The organism is Microcystis aeruginosa FD4, assembly GCF_009792235.1.
Taxonomy (GTDB): Bacteria; Cyanobacteriota; Cyanobacteriia; order Cyanobacteriales; family Microcystaceae; genus Microcystis; species Microcystis viridis.
Genome location: NZ_CP046973.1, coordinates 2,580,202 through 2,600,557 on the forward strand (window position 1 = coordinate 2,580,202; position 20,356 = coordinate 2,600,557).

Annotated in this window: 19 protein-coding genes and 1 tRNA gene; 3 read left to right on the top strand and 17 right to left on the bottom strand. The window is 39.4% G+C overall.

Going from position 1 to position 20,356, the window contains the following annotated elements; translation table 11 throughout:
- Nucleotide 1: 1 nt before the first annotated feature.
- From GQR42_RS13145 to GQR42_RS13155, 3 genes are read right to left on the bottom strand one after another with little or no spacing between them, the layout of a single operon-like run.
- Entirely contained in the window at nucleotides 2-1,078 is a 1,077-nt protein-coding gene (locus tag GQR42_RS13145; protein ID WP_158200303.1) for a glycosyltransferase family 2 protein, read from the bottom strand.
- A 45-nt stretch (nucleotides 1,079-1,123) separates the two neighbouring features.
- The gene (locus tag GQR42_RS13150; RefSeq protein ID WP_158200304.1) at nucleotides 1,124-2,581 is read right to left on the bottom strand and encodes an NAD(P)/FAD-dependent oxidoreductase; all 1,458 of its coding nucleotides are present in this window, start codon (nucleotides 2,579-2,581) and stop codon (nucleotides 1,124-1,126) included.
- A 52-nt stretch (nucleotides 2,582-2,633) separates the two neighbouring features.
- Nucleotides 2,634-3,632 carry a glycosyltransferase family 2 protein gene (locus GQR42_RS13155; RefSeq protein WP_158200305.1) on the bottom strand — a complete coding sequence of 333 codons (999 nt, stop codon included), beginning with the start codon at nucleotides 3,630-3,632 and terminating at the stop codon, nucleotides 2,634-2,636.
- A gap of 78 nt (nucleotides 3,633-3,710) precedes the next feature.
- On the opposite strand from GQR42_RS13155, the gene GQR42_RS13160 reads away from it, so the two are divergent.
- Nucleotides 3,711-4,883 carry a glycosyltransferase 87 family protein gene (locus GQR42_RS13160; RefSeq protein WP_233271387.1) on the top strand — a complete coding sequence of 391 codons (1,173 nt, stop codon included), beginning with the start codon at nucleotides 3,711-3,713 and terminating at the stop codon, nucleotides 4,881-4,883.
- 387 nt (nucleotides 4,884-5,270) lie between these two features.
- Here the strand turns inward: GQR42_RS13160 and grrM are convergent, their stop codons facing one another.
- The 4 genes from grrM to GQR42_RS13180 form a co-directional block, all read right to left on the bottom strand.
- A complete protein-coding gene (gene grrM, locus GQR42_RS13165; protein WP_158202472.1) occupies nucleotides 5,271-6,431 on the bottom strand; it encodes a cyclophane-forming radical SAM/SPASM peptide maturase GrrM/OscB in 1,161 nt (386 codons plus the stop codon).
- Between the two features lie 71 nt (nucleotides 6,432-6,502).
- Nucleotides 6,503-7,624, bottom strand: a complete 1,122-nt coding sequence (gene mltA, locus GQR42_RS13170) for a murein transglycosylase A (protein ID WP_158200307.1) — start codon at nucleotides 7,622-7,624, stop codon at nucleotides 6,503-6,505.
- Nucleotides 7,625-7,700: 76 nt separating this feature from the next.
- The gene (locus GQR42_RS13175) at nucleotides 7,701-9,035 is read right to left on the bottom strand and encodes a hemolysin family protein (protein WP_158200308.1); all 1,335 of its coding nucleotides are present in this window, start codon (nucleotides 9,033-9,035) and stop codon (nucleotides 7,701-7,703) included.
- Between the two features lie 32 nt (nucleotides 9,036-9,067).
- Entirely contained in the window at nucleotides 9,068-9,361 is a 294-nt protein-coding gene (locus GQR42_RS13180; RefSeq protein WP_158200309.1) for a hypothetical protein, read from the bottom strand.
- A 64-nt stretch (nucleotides 9,362-9,425) separates the two neighbouring features.
- On the opposite strand from GQR42_RS13180, the gene GQR42_RS13185 reads away from it, so the two are divergent.
- A tRNA-Ile gene (locus tag GQR42_RS13185) sits at nucleotides 9,426-9,498 on the top strand.
- Between the two features lie 267 nt (nucleotides 9,499-9,765).
- Here the strand turns inward: GQR42_RS13185 and GQR42_RS13190 are convergent.
- The 6 genes from GQR42_RS13190 to GQR42_RS13215 all read right to left on the bottom strand — a co-directional run bounded on the left by GQR42_RS13190 (nucleotide 9,766) and on the right by GQR42_RS13215 (nucleotide 14,667).
- Nucleotides 9,766-10,212, bottom strand: a complete 447-nt coding sequence (locus GQR42_RS13190; protein ID WP_158200310.1) for a type II toxin-antitoxin system VapC family toxin — start codon at nucleotides 10,210-10,212, stop codon at nucleotides 9,766-9,768.
- Nucleotides 10,212-10,460, bottom strand: a complete 249-nt coding sequence (locus tag GQR42_RS13195) for a hypothetical protein (RefSeq protein WP_158200311.1) — start codon at nucleotides 10,458-10,460, stop codon at nucleotides 10,212-10,214. The genes GQR42_RS13190 and GQR42_RS13195 overlap by 1 nt, the downstream gene beginning before the upstream one ends.
- A 272-nt stretch (nucleotides 10,461-10,732) precedes the next feature.
- Nucleotides 10,733-11,035: a hypothetical protein gene (locus GQR42_RS13200; RefSeq protein ID WP_158200312.1), complete on the bottom strand. Its 303-nt coding sequence runs from the start codon at nucleotides 11,033-11,035 to the stop codon at nucleotides 10,733-10,735.
- The gene (locus GQR42_RS13205) at nucleotides 11,032-11,487 is read right to left on the bottom strand and encodes a type II toxin-antitoxin system RelE/ParE family toxin (protein ID WP_233271388.1); all 456 of its coding nucleotides are present in this window, start codon (nucleotides 11,485-11,487) and stop codon (nucleotides 11,032-11,034) included. Before GQR42_RS13205 ends, GQR42_RS13200 begins: the two co-directional genes overlap by 4 nt.
- 31 nt (nucleotides 11,488-11,518) lie before the next feature.
- On the bottom strand, nucleotides 11,519-14,263 hold the full coding sequence (locus GQR42_RS13210) for a KGGVGR-motif variant AAA ATPase (RefSeq protein WP_158200313.1): 2,745 nt from the start codon (nucleotides 14,261-14,263) through the stop codon (nucleotides 11,519-11,521).
- Nucleotides 14,260-14,667 carry a hypothetical protein gene (locus GQR42_RS13215; RefSeq protein WP_233271389.1) on the bottom strand — a complete coding sequence of 136 codons (408 nt, stop codon included), beginning with the start codon at nucleotides 14,665-14,667 and terminating at the stop codon, nucleotides 14,260-14,262. The genes GQR42_RS13210 and GQR42_RS13215 overlap by 4 nt, the downstream gene beginning before the upstream one ends.
- A gap of 221 nt (nucleotides 14,668-14,888) precedes the next feature.
- On the opposite strand from GQR42_RS13215, the gene GQR42_RS13220 reads away from it, so the two are divergent.
- Complete coding sequence (locus tag GQR42_RS13220; RefSeq protein WP_158200315.1) at nucleotides 14,889-15,782, top strand: DNA adenine methylase; 894 nt, start codon at nucleotides 14,889-14,891, stop codon at nucleotides 15,780-15,782.
- A 9-nt stretch (nucleotides 15,783-15,791) separates the two neighbouring features.
- Here GQR42_RS13220 and GQR42_RS13225 read toward each other — a convergent pair whose 3' ends face one another.
- The 4 genes from GQR42_RS13225 to fabF all read right to left on the bottom strand — a co-directional run bounded on the left by GQR42_RS13225 (nucleotide 15,792) and on the right by fabF (nucleotide 20,313).
- Nucleotides 15,792-16,622 carry a hypothetical protein gene (locus GQR42_RS13225; protein WP_016515557.1) on the bottom strand — a complete coding sequence of 277 codons (831 nt, stop codon included), beginning with the start codon at nucleotides 16,620-16,622 and terminating at the stop codon, nucleotides 15,792-15,794.
- Complete coding sequence (locus GQR42_RS28755) at nucleotides 16,600-16,860, bottom strand: helix-turn-helix domain-containing protein (protein ID WP_036386251.1); 261 nt, start codon at nucleotides 16,858-16,860, stop codon at nucleotides 16,600-16,602. Before GQR42_RS28755 ends, GQR42_RS13225 begins: the two co-directional genes overlap by 23 nt.
- Nucleotides 16,861-16,973: 113 nt before the next feature.
- Entirely contained in the window at nucleotides 16,974-18,980 is a 2,007-nt protein-coding gene (tkt, locus tag GQR42_RS13235; RefSeq protein ID WP_158200316.1) for a transketolase, read from the bottom strand.
- 82 nt (nucleotides 18,981-19,062) lie between these two features.
- Complete coding sequence (gene fabF, locus GQR42_RS13240; protein WP_158200317.1) at nucleotides 19,063-20,313, bottom strand: beta-ketoacyl-ACP synthase II; 1,251 nt, start codon at nucleotides 20,311-20,313, stop codon at nucleotides 19,063-19,065.
- Nucleotides 20,314-20,356: the final 43 nt, after the last annotated feature.

Sequence of the window (20,356 nt, forward strand, 5' to 3'; positions counted from 1 at the left end):
CTTAGCTACGAGACGTTAAGGACAAAGATATAGGCTCTGAAGAATTATTATTGAATGAAGATGAATCATCAGTATTGAACCACTTTTTCGCGTATTGACTGGTTAAATAGTGATTAATCACCCTTTCAATCGGGGCAAAAAATCCATACATTAATAGTTTATTTAAAAGACGATTTTTAATTCCGAAGGTGAGAGAATTAATTATCGGCTGTAAGATAGTCTTTCTGCGTCGCCATCCCAGACCTTTATATTTTTGGCGAAAATACATATCTTCAGCTACTTGCCATTTTTGACGCAAATGGTTTAGGCTTCCCAATTCCCAAGCATCACTCCAGCGCAGCATATAAAACTCAATATCTGCCCAATTTAGGGTAATTCCGGGTACATAAGTCACTATGCTTTGGGGTTCAAAGTAAACTGTTCCGCCATTGTTGCGGACATTCATACAGAAATCCAAATGTTCTTTAGTATTGAGCATTTTTTCATCTAAATAACCCAGTTTTTCAAAAATTTCTCTGCGGACTAACATACAGTGAAATTCACACAATTCCGTTTCAGTTCGAGTCAGGGTAGGAAGCAGTTTTTCTACCTTATGACCTTGTTTATACATTTTTTCCCGTAAGCGCACTCTGCCTTTAATATCAGTAAAAAGATGGGCTTCTCCTCCTGCAAAATGGACTTCTTTGTGTACGGGTTCATACTGACACATCAAAGGTCCGACAATTGTTGCACCTGTACTTTCCGCACAGTGAATTAACTGGGTTAACCATCTCGGAGAAACAATCACATCATTGTCAACAAAAACCACATAGGGAGTTGTTACCCATTGTAAGCCCATATTTCTAGCTACATTGGGAATAAGATAATGTTCTGTCCGAATTAGCTCAAAACCTTTTTCTTGGGATTGTTTTTTCAAATAATCTCGAATGGGAGCAGGTGAACCCCCATCCACATAGACCAAGTTAAAAGGAATATCGGTCATTTCATAAATGTTTTCCAGAGAAGTCATAGTAAAACTAAAGCGTTCTCTGGGAACAACAACTAGGGTAACTTTCGGTGCAGTTTTATCTTGGTTCATAACTCCTCCAAAATCTGACAATAATTATTTGGGTTAAGGAATAAATTAGGAAGCCATCGCTATAGATTCGGGTTTAGGTTTCGTCATAAATTCCTCATGGTAAGAGCGCTCGGTATTGACTTTCCAGAGATTATGATTAGCCCCCATAATATTCTCAGCAGCTAGGATGGCCGATAACATAGAATGGTCTTGATTATTATAGCGGTGCATTCCATTTCTGCCCACAGATTGCAGATTTTCAAAACTATCGACATAGTTTTGAATTACCTGTAGATGTTGCTGGTATTCGTCGTCATAAACGGGATAAGCTTTCTTTTGGCGAATTACCGTCCCGTCCACCACTTTTTTGATGTCATCTACGAGGCCAAGATTAACTATTTCCTGACTAGCTAGTTTAATTAAATCCTGATTATTCATTTCCCATAAATCATCTCCTTCGCTACAAAAATACTCCATTCCTAAGCAAGTTTTCTGGGGGTCGGGAACCATTTTCGGACTCCAGTTTTTAAAGTTCTGAATCCGTCCTACTTTAAATTCGTGACTGTGAATATAAATCCAGTTATCGGGGAAAATATGCTCTTGATTGATGATAATTGGCACGATTAAAAAGTCACGGTATTTGAGTCCACGGGCAGCCTTGAGAACCTTTTCAGGAGGCAAGGGGTCTAAACGGTGCATTAGGGCAGTAATCGGCATGGTATTGATAAAATTATCGCCGGTAATCTCGGTTATTTCCTCTCCTTTTTTGATGAGAATACTGGTAATTTTCTGACTGTCTCTTTTAACTTTAATAACTTCCGTATCTAGCCACACAGGACAATCATGGGCTTCTAACTTTTCTTGAAAACGTTCCCACATCATCCCTGGTCCAAGCAGCGGATAATCAAACTCTTTAATTAAAGTTTTGGTATCATTTGCCCCAAAAAAAGCATTAATAACAGCTTTCTTTAAGGATAATCCTTGAATACGTTGGGCTGCCCAATCTGCCCGAATTTGGGTGCAGGGAATTCCCCAAACTTTTTCGGTATAACTTTTAAAAAAAGTTTGATACAACCGTTGACCAAAGCGATTAGTCACCCACTGTTCAAAGTTTTCTTCTACGGGTAAAGGATAAAATTTGACTTTGAAGTAACTATAAACAATTAATAAACTCTGAATAACCCCTAAATTACTGACAGCATTCATCGGTTCCAAGGGATAGCTAAAAAATTTACCCTGATAGTAAATCCGTGATAAACGGGGAACTTTAATAAAATCATCCCCTAACATTTCCCGCCACAGGTGTTGTACTTCGGGAACTTTGGTAAAAAAGCGATGACCACCGATATCGAAGCGATAATCCTTGTAGGTTTCGGTGCGAGAAATGCCCCCAACTCGATCGCCTTTTTCTAGTACAATTGAATGTAATCCGTGTTTGGCTAGGCAATAGGCGGCCGTTAATCCGGCCGGACCGCCACCAATGACGACGGTATGGGGAGAATTGAATTGATTTACTGTTGTCATAGTTTTTATGAATCAGGAATTTGTCGTTTATTTTGTCAAAATGCCTGTCAACTCAAGCCAGACGTTTCAGCCAATAGCGTCCTGTACCGAGGGCAAAAGCCAAACCACTGTAGAGATAATATAACCAGTGCCAAGGTAGGGTTAATATGACAAATCCTAATCCTCGCTTTTGTTGGAAAAACTTATAAACAGGTAAGTTTAACAGAACTAAGCCCAAGACTAACACACCCACGCCTAAAAGTAAATGAAAATACCATAAACTGGCTAACAGCAAAAATAAAAGCGTATAAACGAATACAACACTCCAACGGCTAGACCATTGTAAATTGAGGTCATTGACAAAATTTTGCTGACGGTGAATTAATTCTGTCCAGGGTAGGGCGCGATAGAAAAAATCTGCTTTTAACAGAGAAGTAAAAGTCCAATGTTTGAGATGTTTAACATAGATATCTTTGCACAAACGAATGCGGTAGCCGTGAGCTTTGAGACGATAACCCAGTTCGATATCTTCAATGGAAGGATGACGATAACTTTCGTCAAAACCGCCCATTTTCTCGAAAATATCTCGTTTAATCGCCCCGCAAGCTCCCCAAAAAGTGGAAGCTTCCTCACAACCAATTTGATGATTATAATGATGAAAAAGGTTTTTATACTGGGAAAGAAAATTAACCGCCCCGGGTTGGTCATCGTAGGAACCAATCAACGCCGCTAGGGTAGAATCTTGATGGAATACTTGGGCGATTTTTGCTAAAGTATCGGGATGAATAGTCACATCTGCATCCATAAAAAAGAGAATATCACCCTTAGCCATGGCCGCCCCTTGATTTCTTGCCACTGCCGGCCCTTGATTACTTTCTAACTGTAAGACTTCTGCCCCAAAACTGACCGCAGTTTCATAGGATTGGGGATCATTTCCATCAACCACGACAATAACTTCCGTGGGGGCGAGCAAACTGGTGGATAAGCTGGCTAAACAGTTATTAAAGGCTTGTCCGCCTCTATAGACTGGAATAATGATAGAAATTAAGGAATTACTAAAAAACTCATTCATCGGTTTTTTGGTCAAGTTTAATGTATATTAAAGCTCAGATTTGCTATCTTGTCAAGGAGTTGCTGATTTTTGCCAAGTATGTTCCTAAACAAAGCCATAATTTTTGCCCAAAAAAAGCCAATTTTATCGATTCTTACGCTTATTTTTGCTTGGCTGGCCGTTGCCTACTTAGCTAAAGGATTTTATACCCTAGCTTTTGATAGTAGTCCCTCTGGTGCCAGAGATTTATTAGAACGTTGGCAAGAACAACAGTATATTTATCTGGGAATTTACCCCTATCGCATGAATCCCGCCGATATTAATGCAGAATTGGGGAGAATTCGCTCCGGTGGCTATCCACCCTGGGCTTTTTTGACGGGATTTTTCATGTTTCCCCCCATTTCTTCGACTTTAACCCGTTTCTATCACGTTTTTTTAAATCTGATTTCTCTGGGCATTTTAAGCCGTTTTGCCTATCAATTAGGTTTGCCTTTTGGCCGAATGGCTGCCTATTTTTTTGTGTTTACTTCTCTGGCCATTAGTAGTAACTGTACCACCCTTAATAATGGGCAATACGGTTTAATTGTCAATGCTTTATTAATAATTGTTTACTGGTTATTACAAGCCAATAAAAATTATCTAGCGGGGGTATTTATGGGCATTGCTCTCGTTAAACCTAACATCTCAGCACCCTATCTTTTGAGTTTAGTAATTAAGAGAAAGTTTAAAACGGTACTTCTCGCTTTTGTCTATATTATCTCGGCTACTTTTGCTATCGCTCACACCACTAGATTAAACTTTGAGAAAGTAATCGGTAGCTTTTTAAATCAGATCAAATATGTGGCAGATGATGGTGTTTCAAGTATTAATATTATCATTAAATTCGGAATTAGTACAGAAATAACTCTTGTTTTATTAACCACAATTGGCCTAGTTCTAGGTATCGTGATTTTCCAAAAATTACAGCATACTTCTCTATTAACCCTGTTTGCCTGTGCTGCAGTTATTGGTCGGGTTTTCACCTATCATCGCCCCTACGACGATCTGATGTTAGTTTTTTTACTCTTGGCTTTACTAACCCTAGCTTTTAGTTACCCATCTCGCTTAAATATAATTATTGTGTCTTTAGTGGGATTAACTCTTTGGCTTCCCCTAAGTATTCAAAATTTAGCTAGTCCTTACTGGTCAATTTTTCAAAATACAATTTGGTTAATTGCCCTTGTTTATCTATTAGTTAATTCTTGGGAAAGGGAGAATAATGCCGATGATTGACTATTTCTGAGATAGGTTTGCCAGTTCGAGTCAGGGTTCATATTTGGGCGTTGCTGATTTTAAGTATAAATTATCCTCTAGGCAATTTTTAAAATCTAGAACTAAGCTATAGCAGTTATCTTAAGTACCTAAGCAAAATTAATTACACATATCTAACCACCTCTTGCCTCTTGCCTCTTGCCTATCTTCACTAGGAAATTAATTTTGCACGACTACTTAATATTGAGGTAGGAAGTTTTCGTTTTGGGAAGTCGATCATCTCCGAGTCAGGAGATAGGAGTCAGGAGTCAGGAGTCAGGAGATAGGAGTCAGTTATCAGTTATCAGTTATCAGTTCACTGAGAAAACTCCCCACACCCCACACCCCAAACCCTAACACCCCACTCCCCTAAACTTCTAATAAATTTTCTAGGCGATCGAGAACTATATCGGTGATACACTTAATCCGGTATAAACAGGCTTTAGTATCTGTGGAGTTGAAAGTACCATTTTCCCAATATTTGTTACTACCGGCACCACCCCCACAAACCCCAAAGTAATCGCATTTTTGCCGACATAAATCGACTCCACCGCGCATATCAGCGTAAATTTTTTGAAATTTCTCAGTTTCACAGATAGATTCTAGGGAATCGGTCAAAACATTACCAAAGATAAAATCACCGTAGGGTTGGGTTTTAATCGATAGTAATTCCGGATCAAAGGTGGAAAAATTACCTTGATTATCAAAATTGACAATCATAAAAGGTCGGTTCATATCGGTATTTTCTAAGCGTTCATCGGCATAAATCAAACTACAGATCGATTCAAATTCTCGCAGCTTAAATTCCCCTTGTTTGGCCGTGACTAACTCCCAAAATCTGGCGATAAACTGGCGATAACGTTGTTCAATGCCTAATTTATCTAAGGAAGATTGTGAATGAATCCCCTCGGTTTCTTCCATATTAAAAGCCACATCGGTAAGACCATGATCCCAAAAAAAGTTAAAAATTTCGTCGGGATAGTCGAGAGAATCTTCCGTTAAAACAGCGATGACACTCAGATCAATTTCATGTTTTTGCAAGAAAGAAATCCCCCGCATCGTCGCAGCATGACTGCCAGTTCCCTTGCGGTTTTGCCGGTGGATATCGTGAATAAAAGCTGGTCCATCAAGACTGACTCCCACATAAACATCATGCTTTTTAAATAATTGACACCAAGCATCGTTAATATAAGTGGCGTTAGTTTGTACCGAATGACGAAAACAGTAACCCTGCTGATTATATTTCTCGCTAACTTCCGCAATTTTAGCAAAGGCACTTTCATAAAAACTAATGGGAACTGCTAAGGGTTCACCCGCGTGCCAGCAAATTGTAAAATCATTTTGGAGAAAACGACTACTAAAAACCCTCTGAAAAATCGGCTCGATTAAATCTAAGGATAGGGTATTTTTTAAATGGCGATCGGGTAAATAACAGTAATCACAATTGAGATTACAAAAAGAAGTCGGCTGCACGACTACTAAGGTAATTGGACCACAATCAGACCAATCTATATTTAGGTTTTTTTTCATCATTCTATTTTTAAAATTCTCACTTAAGTACGATAACTGATTCTGGGAAGTGTATCTTAATTATACCTATACTATTCCCTCAATAATAAATAATATAACTGACCGGGAGTATTAATTAAACCGGCTCGATCGCCAGCATTTTTTCCTGTTCCCATAAAAATATCTACCCTCCCAGTACCTTTAATTGCGCTGCCAGTATCTTGATCGAGAACATAGCGACTAACTAATTTTTTATTAAGATTTCCCTCGGGAATTTCTGTCTCAATTACTGCTAAAGCACCGGGGGGAAAAATACTTTTATCTGTAGCGATCGATCTTTCTGGTAAAACTGGAACTCCAATACTACCAGTGGCAGGTGTGCCGTGGGTTTCTCGAAAGAAAATAAAGCGATTATTGCGGGGAATATAATTCTTTAATTGCTCGGGATTATTTTTGAGAAAATCTAAAACCATTGGTAAGGTTAAACCCTCGGCAGGAAAAATACCATCAGCAATCATTTCTTTTCCCAGACTTGTGTAGGGATGCTCGGTATTGCCATCAAAACCAATGCTCATAATTTGACCATTAGGTAAACGTAATTTTGCCGAACCTTGCACATGAACTAAATAAGCTTCTAAGCGATCTTTTAACCAGACTAATTCGTATCCCGCTAGACGGCTATTTTCCCCCAGTAAACCATCTTTTCCCTCTAATTCTACCCTAGCTGGATGGGGTTTAGACCAGCGAGAAAAGTTAGACGGTCGGCGATAGAGAGGATATTTATACTCGGCATTTTTTTGCCTACTTGCTTGATAAATTGGCTGAAAATAACCAGTAAATTTAACATTTCCCTGGCTATCATTACCTAAAGAACGATACCAAATAAATTCTTTTTTAACTGCCTTTTGTAGAGCTGCGGGAGTGGGAGAATTCTGCACTAATTGACGAAAACGTACTAAGGAACGCTGCACTCGCTGACGAGTTATTTCTGGAATAGGATAGTTTTGATAGGCGCGGATTGCTGCCGAGCTATTCAGATAACGTAAACTATGATCGATCGCTTGTAGTAGGGTTTTTTTGTCCGTTAGCAGTCGTTCGTCGTATCCCGTAGATGTTCCTAATTGTGAGATTTCAAGGCGTTCTAGGGGCAAATTTGCGGGGGTGAGGGCAATTAATCCCAAGCTGAGGGGGAGGAGTGTCAAAAGGTGTTTCATGGTGACAGGAGTGGGCGACTATTGACGCAATTAACAATCAGGAAGGAGCAATGAGAAAAGTTGTTTCTTATTTATATCATGAGGATAGTTGTTGCCGATAAATCTTAATTTGTTCCAAGCGAGGACCTACTTTAGAAATAATGGTAAATTCTAAATTTTGGTAATATAATTGTTCTCCCAATTTCGGTATTTTTTGCCAATGATGGAGGATAAAACCAGCAAGAGTTTGGTATTCATCGGCCAAGGGTAAACTTAAATTTAATGCTTTGTTCACGTCCTCTAAATTCATTTGTGCTTGTACGAGAAAAGTTGATTCATCGAGGAGTTGATATTCCACTATTCCTGATTGATCACTAGGGGTAAAAGTTCCTAGAATCTCGCCGATTAAATCTTTTAGGGTTAATAAACCGGCTGTTCTGCCAAATTCATCGACAATGATAACCATCTTTAAGGATGATTCCTGCATCACTGTCAGTAATTCATTTAAAGGAGTGGTTTCGGGGAAAAAACGCACAGGTTTTAACCAAGGTTTAATCGGAGTTTTTAAATTTAACTGACCTTCGGCAAGGGGTAAAGCTAAATCTTTAAAATCGATCAGACCACGAATATCATCACCGGAATCTCCTTGCACAGGATAACAAGAATAGCCACTGTTAACTACTTGGAGCAATAATTCCTCAAAAGTTGCGGTCGAGGAAATAGCTATTAAACGGTTATGGGGAACCATAATTTCCGCGGCAGTGATTTCGCCAAACTGGAAGACGTTATTTAAAATTTTCCTTTCCGCTGCTTCTAATCCCGTTAATTCCCCTTCCATGCTGATAATTAATTGTAATTCCTCGGAAGTTACCCGACTAGAACGCTGTAGATCCACTTCGGGAATACGGGTTAAAACCAATAAAAAACGAGTTGATTGGTTGAGAATACCGATAAAAGGCTTAAAAATCCGGGAAATAACGCCAATAGGTGCTGCTAATAATCGCGCCATCGGTTCGGCATAAATTAAAGCTAGGGATTTGGGATAAAGTTCCCCAAAAACTATCTGGAGATAGGCCACGATTAAAAAAGCTAGACAAAGAGAGAAACCATGGGAGAGAAGATTTTGCCAGTTTAAAGAAAAGGGTAAAAAACTTAGTAATTTCCTCACAAAAACGGTCATGGTACTCTCCCCGATCCAACCTAAAGCTAAACTAGAAAGGGTAATGCCTAATTGGGTAGTGGAAAGTAAGCGATCGAGACTTCTTTGTAGAGATTGTACCGTCTGCGCTGGCACATCTCCCGCAGCCACTAGCTGACTGACGCGGGTACGACGGACAGACACAAGCGAAAATTCGGCCGCTACGAAAAAAGCATTGAGGACGATTAGTAAAAAGACTAAAATTAAACGAGTCAATAAATCCTGATTATCCATAGCGAAAAGGCAAAATTCGCCTTTTTTGAAGTCTATCCTTTGGTTTCATCCTTTGATTGCGGTTTGTTTTTCTGTTGTTGCATATAAACTCTCACTCTTTTAATTACTTCTTCTTCCTTCACGGGGATAAAAGTTTGATTGCGACCATAACTGGTGCGATCATTGGTAAACTTTTTAGCGGGATTGATATCCGGTTGACTGACTCCCTTCAGGGAGGCGATTCCCAATTGATAGGCTACCCAACCGCTACCGAAGCCGGCGGCTAACATGGCTACCATCAAAAGGAGTCCTAACTGCAAGGAGGTGCTGATTGAAAAATTTTTCATCTTGGTGGGGCTGGATTTTCACGTTCGGAGTAACTACCGATCTATAATGAGTTATTAGTATAACCCAGGGTTGGCCGAGCGGTTGAGGCAACGAACTCATAATTCGTCCTAGGCAGGTTCAACTCCTGCACCCTGGATACTTTTGATGGCTTCGGGTGATCGGGTTTGACTGCACTAGAGATAAGTTAATCTTGTCTTTGTTGGTGCAGAACACAATCTTTTTAAGCCGCTGCATACTAAGGCGATCATGTCAAGAACTCCAGAGTCTCTTTTTCTAAGGCTCTGTCTTAAAGCGGTATTCAGAGTGTAGGGTGCGTTAGGCGGTTACTAATTTGGTCAAAAAACCAAAACTAACAAGCCGCCGTAACGCACCAAAATCAGCAAGATACCTACATTAAAAAGAGTTAATTTTCGCCATTTTTTGTGAGGGATTCCCAAGGACTAAAAACTTTGGTTGAGGTGAAATTAAAATCTTTAATATTACGGGTGACAATAACCAAATTATATTGGTAAGCTGTGGCTGCTATTAAGCTATCGATAATCGGTAATTTTCTACCGGTTGCTTCAGATTCACCACAATGTTTTGCCCAAATATCAAGTATATTGTTGCTCAATGGTAAAATTCTGTCAGCAAATCTTTGTTTTATTTGATTTAACCAATGTTCTAGCTTACGATAACGAGATGGTTGAGATTGTTTTATTTTGATGATTCCTTTTTTGAGTTCAGCTAAAGTTAAAACACTAAGAAATAAACTCGCTTCACTTTGTTCATCTACCCACTGAATAACCTGTATATTTGGGGTTTTCTTAATATATTCTGAAAGAACACAGGTATCTAATAAATAATTCATCAAAAAATCTCTCTACCTGTATCTTTATCCCGTTCAAACAAAATCTCATCTTCTTCTAATTCTGGTAGTAAAAGAAATTCTGAGAGTTTGCTTTTCATTTTTTCCGTGTCATTTTGTTTCTTTGCTTCACCATCTTCTGTAAGAAGAATAACCCGAACATCTTGATCTTTTTCTAAATATCTAAGATAATCTGATGGAATTTCTACAATTCCTTTATTGATCGTTGTTTGAAATTCATAAGCTTTCATTTTTTCCTCCTTAATTTAATTATTAATTAGATCGCCGACGAGTGTAGGGTGTGTTAGGCGGTTACCAATTCGGATAATAAAACAAAACTAACAATCCGCCGTAACGCACCAATTATATCATTAATTGTACCTGAATATCAAACAGGAACCAGAAGCCTGTTCCACGGGAAGATTGCTTCGGGGGGATATTGGTTGAGAGATGAAGATTAACTCTGGTATCACCCCCTCGCAATGACAGAGTTTAGGGTGTGTTATGCTATTCCTAAAAAAACCTAAGGAACTAATTCAAATTCAACCTTCATTTTTAGAGCTGTAGCGATGAGATTTAACAACAAAAAAGAGTTTCCTTCATAGTCAGCATTTTCTGAAGCTTCAATAATAGATTCATCAGTATGAATTAATTCTGCTAAAGCCTTTGTTGAAAGATGATATGTTTCCTTAATCTTAAATATTTTTCTGGCTACTTCGTCATCAATACGAGCTTTTTCTAATTCTAATTGACGCTCTGGATTATTGGCATAATAACGTTGGTAAAGAATTTTTAAGCCATCGGCTGTTGTTTGGGGTGTATTCATAGTAACTCCTGAAAATAAGTGTGTAATTCGGGATTCTTTTCAAATTTAGCCTTGTTTTTAATTGCTTGCTCGATTTCTAGCGGTGGAACTTCTTTTTCTTTAATTATACCATGAGAAATGACCACAGCTTGGTTTTTATAAAAAAAATAAATAATTCTATAATTTATCCCTTTAAAATTAACTCTCAATTCATAAATTTTATCTCGCAAAAAGTCTGCTTCTGGTCTGCGTAATTCATGTCCTAGTTCTGCCAGTTTTTGAGCTTTATCAGGAAGACTATCAAGCCATCCTAGAATTGGTATATTACCTCTTTCATCAATTTTATCAGGTTCATTTTTCAGGAAAGCTAAAAAAAAACAAGAATCCCAGTAGTGTAGCTTTTTTGATGAACGAATCAATTCCCCAATGCTAGGTAATAGCAAATCCTGTTTTGAAAAGCTGATAACAATCAATCATATAGTCATTTCAAAAAAGCTCGAATCATTAAAAATTTGATTTCCCCAAAACTTTGCGCTTTAAAGCTATAACACGAGGACGCGCACCTTGACTAGAAAATCCTAACCCTTCACGGAATATTTCGGGCATATAATAACGAACTGCATCTTCTTTATCCTTGTCCTCATAAATTACTCCCATTTGCTCAAGAACATTGACTGTATCAGCATCCAGCTTAAACTGTTCTAGAGAAAAAGGAATTTTTTTATCACTATATGTAGGTAAACTTTTTTGTACCCAGCTTTTAAATATAGGATATTCTTCCTCAGACTCTCTAACTTTTTCTCGACTACAGGGTTCAAGCGCTCGTCGAATCGCTTGGGGAGGTAACAGTCTAGTATTCGACCATTTAGAAAATTGTATTTCTTCTTTTGTTTCTACAGTAATATTAGCAGCATGATACAAAAATCTCACAATATCCCTCGCTTGCAGTCTTCCATTAAAATCGGTTAAAGCGGCAAAAATCCAATTGTCTGACTTAGCTTCTCTTGCATTATCTGCTCCTAATTTTTTGCCCCAAAGTCGTTCTAGTTTTTCTTTTAAATCTTCAATTGAACAATCGAATAAATCTTGAGACTGAGCATTAATAACCGATGATTGTATGCAGAGCCAATAGGAAAGTTTAAGAAACGATTCTAGATTCCAAGATAGATCATAATTACGATATAAGTTTTCAAATTGTTGCGAGTTTTGTGTGATTGTATATCTCAAGAAATCTCGACGCAGAAAGACAATCAATCCGAGATTAGATTGCCTAATTTCTGATAATTTATTGGGTAAATGATCGATCAAAGCTTTCAAGGCTTTTCGTTCACGGTTATCGTTATCATTGGCAACATTAGGAAAAGCATCTTCTAATCCATCAAATAAAAATATAATCTTCGAGTTTTTTTGTTGAAGGTATTCATGCAGTTTATGTAATTGACAATTTTCAGGATTATAACCTAAAACTCTCGAAATTTCTTTGATCCAAAAATTTGTCCAATCAACCTCATTCCAATCCTGATTTGATAGCGACTGCGTGATTCTGTCTCTTAAATCCGAGGAGGAAAATTGATAATCATTATTAAGAACATTATTAACATTTTGCCGTGCTTGCTCAAGAATATTTTTGGCATGATCATTTAAATTTTGTGATTGCAGTAAAGGAAATATTAAACCGAGATTTTCTAGGGAATTTTCTTGATTTTGAGGATCAACTTTATTTAAAAATTTTTCCCAAGACTGTAGGCGAGATAGCTGAATATAATTAAAGGTTTTTCCCGCACCTTTAGCACCAATTGAGATAACATTAGGTAGTTTATCTTGAAAATTACGAGCGAGATTTTTCAATGGCTCGGTAATGAGTAAATCTTCCCCTTCTCCCTTTTCTGCATAAATATATTTATTGCAAGTATCCCTGAGTTTTTTCACATCATCTAAGGAGTTATCTGAAGGTGTGACTGATGCAATGCTATTACTAGGTAATTTATCTTCTGCCCATTCTCTTGCCAGTTCCATCAAGGAAGTTGAACTTAATTTGTTTTGAGCTTCGTCCCAATTGTTAATATATAGTAACTCTTGGGCAAAATAAGTTTCTTTAATATCCAGTCTAGCAATATATAAAATCTCATCTTTTGGTTGAACATAAGCCGACTGTAATTGCTCTAAAATATTCTCAAATGCTGATAAATTTCTGACTTCTGGGGTTAAAAAACTAATAATTATCGAAGGATCATAATAATTATCATCCTTTACTTTTGAGTCACTGGGAGCTAGTAAGCCAATTTTTTCTAAAACCATCCTGACACCTCGCCAAGATTGCTCATTAACTGTTGTTACTAAAAATCTTTGGATTCTAGAGTCAAATAAAATTGGGCTAGAAATTTCACTTAATCCTGCTCTTAAATCAATAAATATATAATCTACTGCTAATTTTTGCCCTAATTGATGAATTGCATCCCCTACCTCCCAAGCACCCGACGGATTTCTAGCTAAATTTTCTGGCAGTATAGGAGTATCTAAGAGTTCTTCTTCTTCAATAAAAGCGGGTAAAAAATATAAAGTTGATTTATTTTGCTGTTTGGCAGTTTTCTTAATTTCTTGAGTTACCCAAGAGAGTGCCACCTCTAGAGATGGATTGGGATACTGATAAACTTCTAAAAAATTGCTCAAAGATACGGTTGCCTCTTGATTTTCATACCTTTGCCAATAGGTTAACCCCGGAGCCTCTAAATCTGAGTCAATAACTAAAATTTTAACTGGTTTATTTATCTCTTTTGCTCTTGCTAAGAGAGCAAGAATATAAGCGGCTAAATGTAGGGTTCTTCCCACACCACCTTTAAAAGAATAAAAAGCAACAATTTCTGGCTTATCTTGATAAGCATTTGGCAAAAAACTATCCGATTGCTCTGAATCTGTATTTGCTTTTAAATAAGCGACTTCTTGCCAAAAAGGTCGAATCGATGCCGAAAGGCAAGGACTATTATCTATTAAAATAAATTCCACGGGAATAGGAGCATTATCAATATCTAGCTGAATAATTTGTTCTGATTCTTGATACCAATCTCCAAACCATTCCTTTAATATTGAGTTAGCTTTGTGTTGATCATCTTGATTTTGAATACCAATCTCTAAAGCACTACTAAAACAACTAATTTTAACAATACCATCAGGTAAGTCATTTCCGTTAGCGGTTTCGCAAGCAATTTTTCTTTTAATATCAAACCAAGTTAGTAATGGCCGTCTTCTCATAGTCTCTGCAATTCCTGTGCAATCCAACTTAATATATCTAACAATTTTCTTTCTAATTCACCATCCTTGATATTTTCACAGCACCCCCCATATCGCCACATTTGATTAATTTCACCGCAAGAAAACTTTCTCTCTTGATTGTTTTTTAAAGGTTTCATACCTAGTTGTTTTTCTCCCGCAGCTAGTTTGTCTAGTAACTTATTTATATCATGCTGTACCTCAACTAATTCTCGACAAGAATCGGTGCAATCTTTACTTTGTCTTTTCAGTAAAACCGCTTTGAGACCACATTCAACGGAGTAAAATAGCAATAAACGATGAGCGTTAGTTCTTTTCTTCACGTTTGTCGCTTCTTGATTTTCTCTCCATGCTTTTTGTAGTTCTCTGTCTGTAAAAGGAATCACCCCACCCATCACCCCTTTGCACGATATAGTTCCATCTTAACAGAAAAAAAACCGCTTGCGCGGGCTTTTTCCACAAAACCAAAGTTTTAATTAACCTAACAACGCTTTTGCCTTCGCTACCACGTTATCCACAGTAAAACCAAACTTCTCTGACATTCCTAGAGAAAATATCGTAATTTTGTTAAAATAATCTCAAAGAAAAGCCTCTCAAATTAAAGATAATGCCTAAAACAGCGAAAAAACTTAGTAATTCTCCTTTTCGTTATCCCGGCGGTAAATTTTATGCCCGTAAGCTAATCTTAGCTTGTCTTCCCAGTCACCATAAGTATTGTGAACCTTTTGCAGGGGGAGCATCTATATTCTTTGCTAAGGAAAGTGTAGCAGAGAATATTCTCAATGACAAAGATGAGGAATTAATGAACTGTTATCGACATATCAAAGATCATCTTGATAGTCTAATTGAATTATTAAAAGATCTAAACGCTACCAAAGAATTACACAATTATTATAAAAATGAATTTCAACCAGCCAATGACCTAGAAAGAGCCATGCGTTGGTATTATCTAAATAGAACTTCCTACTCAGGAATTATGAAACTTGAAAATTGTTATTGGGGCTATGGTGATAAGTATTCTATGCGTCCTGAAAACTGGCCTTCTCACCTAAAAACCACTTCGGAAAAACTGCAAAATGTCAATTTATCTTGTTTAGATTTTGAAGATTTAATCAATCAATTACCCGATGATTACTTTTTATTTGTCGATCCTCCTTACTTTCAAGCAGATCAAAATAAATTCTATTCCTGCTTCTTCAGTCTAGAAGATCATGAAAGGTTATGTAAGACGTTGAAAAAACATCAACATCGATTTAAATTTCTTTTGACTTATGATAATTGCTCCGAAATTAGAGAAATGTATGATTGGTGTATTTCTTTACAAGATAATGAATGGAATTACACTATTAATCGAACTGATGATCAAAAAAATGGTTTGAAATTAGAACATGGTTATCAGAGTGAAAGACGCAAGGGCAAGGAGGTATTTATTGCTAATTATGATCTTGAGAAACCTGCAAGATTTACACCTCTACAATTAAGTTTATTCGATGTATCTTGATTCCTAATTTTAATCAAGTAAATCCTCTATTTTTTCTATCGGTAGCCATGGTTGTAGAGGTTCAGCCGTATTAACATCAAAGAAAATTTTGGGATAATTAGGGATGAAATTACAGTTGTGATCGTGGCATTTCTGGCGAGAACACTTGATATTATTGGTTTGATTTGCTGTTAAATCTTTACTTCTGGCAACGTACATTTTCAAAAGGGCTTCTTCTTGATTATTAATATTAATTTTGCTTAAAAATATTTGCTCTTTTGGTGTGGGGTTCCAAACAAATAGTCCCGTTTCTAAATTGGTCTGAAAAAAAGCATTGGCAAGAGATGTAATCACTAAATCAAAATCTGTTTCAATATATTGATCTTTGTGAATATTGAGGCTTGTTGAAGGTATTCCTATCAATTTAGACCTTTGTTCTGCCGCTTTGTCTCCTAAGGTTCTTGATCTCATACATTTGACTTCAATAAAAGGTCTGATACCTCCCTGAAGACGGAAACTACCTTTTTTGGCTAACTTACATTCAGCAGAGTATTTTTTGGCGTTTTTTTGATTGATAATAGCTACATCTATATCGTGAGAACCAGCTTGAGGATTTAAGCGAGGATTAGTAACTAAATAATTATTCGCGAGTATTTTTGACAGTTCATCTTGTACAGTGAACTCAAAAAACTTGCCACGAATCATAGGAATAACTTTTGGATCATTGAGAACTTCTGTAATATATTTGATATTCAAACTATAACTCTTACAAAAACTTTCTATTTTTTCAAACCATTCCCATTCAAGCTCGTTATCATGCAAAAACTGCTCAAGCAATTTAATCAAATCTTCTGACATCATCAGTATTTACATCGGAATTTATAGACATAGTGTTAAAAAGCTCCGAAAGACTTATGTTTAATGCTCTACATAAAGAAATCAAGCATAGTAAAGAAGGATTCCTTTTACCACGTTCAAGAAGACTGATGTAAGTTCTATCCAAATTGGCCGCTTCGGCCAACCTTTCTTGGGATAAACCCTTTTGAATACGAGCATTATGTAAACATCTGCCAAATTGAGCTAAATTGTCCTTTGCCATGCTTCGATTAAACTGCCTGACGTGACCCCTAGTCCACTGACTGACAGTCACAATAGAAAAACAAAAAAATGAGCCAGATTTTTCTGACTCATTACAGCTAAGATTTCAGGTAATTAACCTAACAACGCTTTTGCCTTCGCTACCACGTTATCCACAGTAAAACCAAACTTCTCTAGAATCACACCTCCCGGAGCAGAAGCGCCGAAGGTATCAACCCCCAACACATCCCCCTCATCGGTGATGTAGCGATGCCAACCCATAGTTGAACCCGCTTCCACCGCGAGACGTTTTTTCACTGCTTTCGGCAATACCGATTCTTTGTATTCTGCCGATTGTTCCTCGAATAGCTCCCAACAGGGCATAGAAACGACGCGAGCTTTAATTCCTGCCTCTTTTAACACCGCAGCCGCTTTATCGCAGAGATACAACTCGCCCCCCGTACCGATGAGAATCACATCGGGAGTACCTTCACAATCGGTGATAATATAAGCACCTTTAGCCACACCCTCCAGGGAAGTTCCCGCTAAATTAGGCAGATTTTGACGGGAGAGAGCCAATAAAGTCGGGCGTTTCTTTTCGCTCACCGCCACCTTATAAGCGCCGGAAGTTTCCGTACCATCTCCCGGACGCATGACTAACAGGTTAGGAATAGCGCGCAGAGAAGCAACGTGTTCCACGGGTTGGTGAGTCGGTCCATCTTCCCCTAAGGCAATGGAATCGTGAGTCATTACCCAGATGACGCGGGTTTCTGACAATGCCGATAAACGGATAGAATTCCGCATATAGTCGGTGAAAATCAGGAAAGTTGCCCCGTAGGGAATCAATCCCGTGTTATGGAGAGCAATCCCGTTACAAATCGCCCCCATCGCGTGTTCCCGCACGCCAAAATGGACGTTACGCTCCTGATAACTGCCTTTTTGGAAATTACCAAAATGCTCTAATTCCGTGTAGTTAGAGTGGGTTAAATCCGCCGAACCACCGATTAAACCGGGTAACACCCCCGCGAGGGCATTTAAGCAGATTTCCGAGTGTTTACGACTAGCGAGCGCCTTATCTTCGGGTTTATAAACCGGTAAAGCTTGCTCCCAACCTTCCGGCAGTTGACCGGTGGTTAACTGTTCAAATAAAGCCGCTTCTGCGGGATATTTAGCCTGATATTCGTTAAATAACTTATTCCAGTCTGTTTCTGCCGTCGATCCTTTGTCCACTGCTTGCCGGAAACGACTCAGGACATCATCGGGAACCACAAACGGCTCGTATTCCCAACCTAATGCTTTCCGGGTTAACTCGATTTCTGTGGCTCCTAAAGCTGCCCCGTGAACATCGGCGGTATTAGACTTATTGGGGGAACCATAACCGATGGTGGTGGTGATTTTAATCATCGAGGGTTTATCGGTGACAGCTTTGGCAGCTGCGATCGCATTGGCAATGGCATCTAAATCGGTGTTACCATTCTCCACGTGCTGAACGTGCCAACCGTAGGCTTCAAAACGCTTGCTCACGTCCTCGGTAAAAGCGATATCGGTGGAACCATCGATCGAGATATGGTTATCATCGTAGAGAGCGATTAACTTGCCTAAACCCCAGTGACCAGCTAAAGAACAAGCTTCCCCGGAAATCCCCTCCATATTGCAACCATCACCCAAAATCACATAGGTGTAATGGTCGATAATTTTGGCATCCGGTTTGTTGAAACGGGCCGCTAAATGGGCTTCTGCTAGGGCCAAACCGACCCCATTGGCAATCCCTTGACCCAGGGGACCGGTGGTCACTTCCACCCCTTCCGTGACGAAATTTTCGGGGTGGCCGGGGGTTTTCGATTTCCACTGCCGGAATTGTTTAATTTCCTCTAGGGGAACGCTATCGTATCCGGTCAGGTACATCAAAGCGTACTGCAGCATACAACCGTGACCGGCGGAGAGAACAAAACGATCGCGATTGACCCATTGGGGGTTTTTCGGGTTAAAACGCAGGAATTGATCCCAGAGAACAAAGGCCATGGGAGCGGCTCCCATCGGCAGTCCGGGGTGTCCGGATTTAGCTTTTTCTACGGCATCCACCGCTAAAAAACGCACCGCATTAATACAAAGTTCTTCGAGAGATTGGGAGGCGACAACCATAATGTTTTTTAGAATGAACTACAAAAATAAGACCAGGTTAAAGAGGGAGCCACTCACAGATTACTCTTTCAGGGGCATCGACTCAAGCATATTTTCTAAAAGCTAAGGTGACGTTATGGCCACCAAATCCAAAGGAGTTGGAGAGGGCAGCGTTAACTATCTGCTGACGACTTTCGTAGGGGACGTAATCGAGATCACAATCGGGGTCGGGATTGTCCAGGTTGAGAGTCGGTGGAATCCGATCATTAGCGATCGCCATGACCGTGGCCACGGCTTCAATGCCGCCAGAACCGCCTAAAAGGTGGCCTGTCATCGATTTGGTGGAACTGACGGGGATTTGGTAGGCCGATTCTCCTAAAGCTTTTTTAATCGCCTTGGTTTCCGTGGGATCATTGGCCCCCGTACTGGTCCCGTGGGCGTTGATATAGCTAATTTCCGCCGGAGTTAAACCGGCATCTTTGATCGCTAATTCGATCGCTCTGGTGGCTCCACGACCATCGGGAACCGGAGCCGTCATGTGATAGGCATCGCAAGTCAGACCATAACCGATCATTTCGGCGTAAATCCGCGCCCCACGGGCCAAGGCCGTTTCTAATTCCTCTATAATCAAGATTCCTGCCCCTTCCCCCATGACAAAACCATCCCGGTCCCTGTCAAAGGGACGACTGGCCCGGGTAGGGTCATCGTTGCGGGTGGACAGGGCCTTAGCGGAGGCAAAACCGGCCAATCCTAGGGGGGTAACGGCGGCCTCCGTCCCACCGCAGATCATCCCTTTGGCAAAACCCCTTTGTACTAGACGGAAAGCATCGCCGATGGCATTGGAACCGGCGGCGCAAGCGGTCACGGTGCAGTTACTCGGTCCCTTGGCCCCCGTGTGGATAGCGGTTAAACCAGCAGCCATATTGGCAATCATCATCGGGATCATGAAAGGACTACACCGGCTCGGACCTTTTGTCAAGTAAATTTCCTGTTGATCCTCAAGCACTTTTAGGCCACCCACGCCTGTACCGATTAGTACACCTATATCATCGGCATTGAGAGCGTCGATAACTAATCGAGAATCTTGCAGAGCTTGCAAACTAGCGGCGACGGCAAATTGAGCGAAACGGTCCATGCGCTTTGCCTCTTTGCGATCCACATAGTCGTGGGGGTCAAAACCCCGTACTTCCCCAGCAATGCGACAAGCGTGACGGGAGGCATCAAAGTGAGTGATTAAACCAATGCCACTTTTGCCGTTGATTAAGCCTGTCCAATAGTCTGCTAGATTATTGCCGAGGGGAGTTATCGCACCCATCCCCGTGATGACAACCCTTTTTAATGGCAATTCTGTCATGTCTGTTCAAAAATAAGGGCAGATTTTGCCCCAGATATTTAAT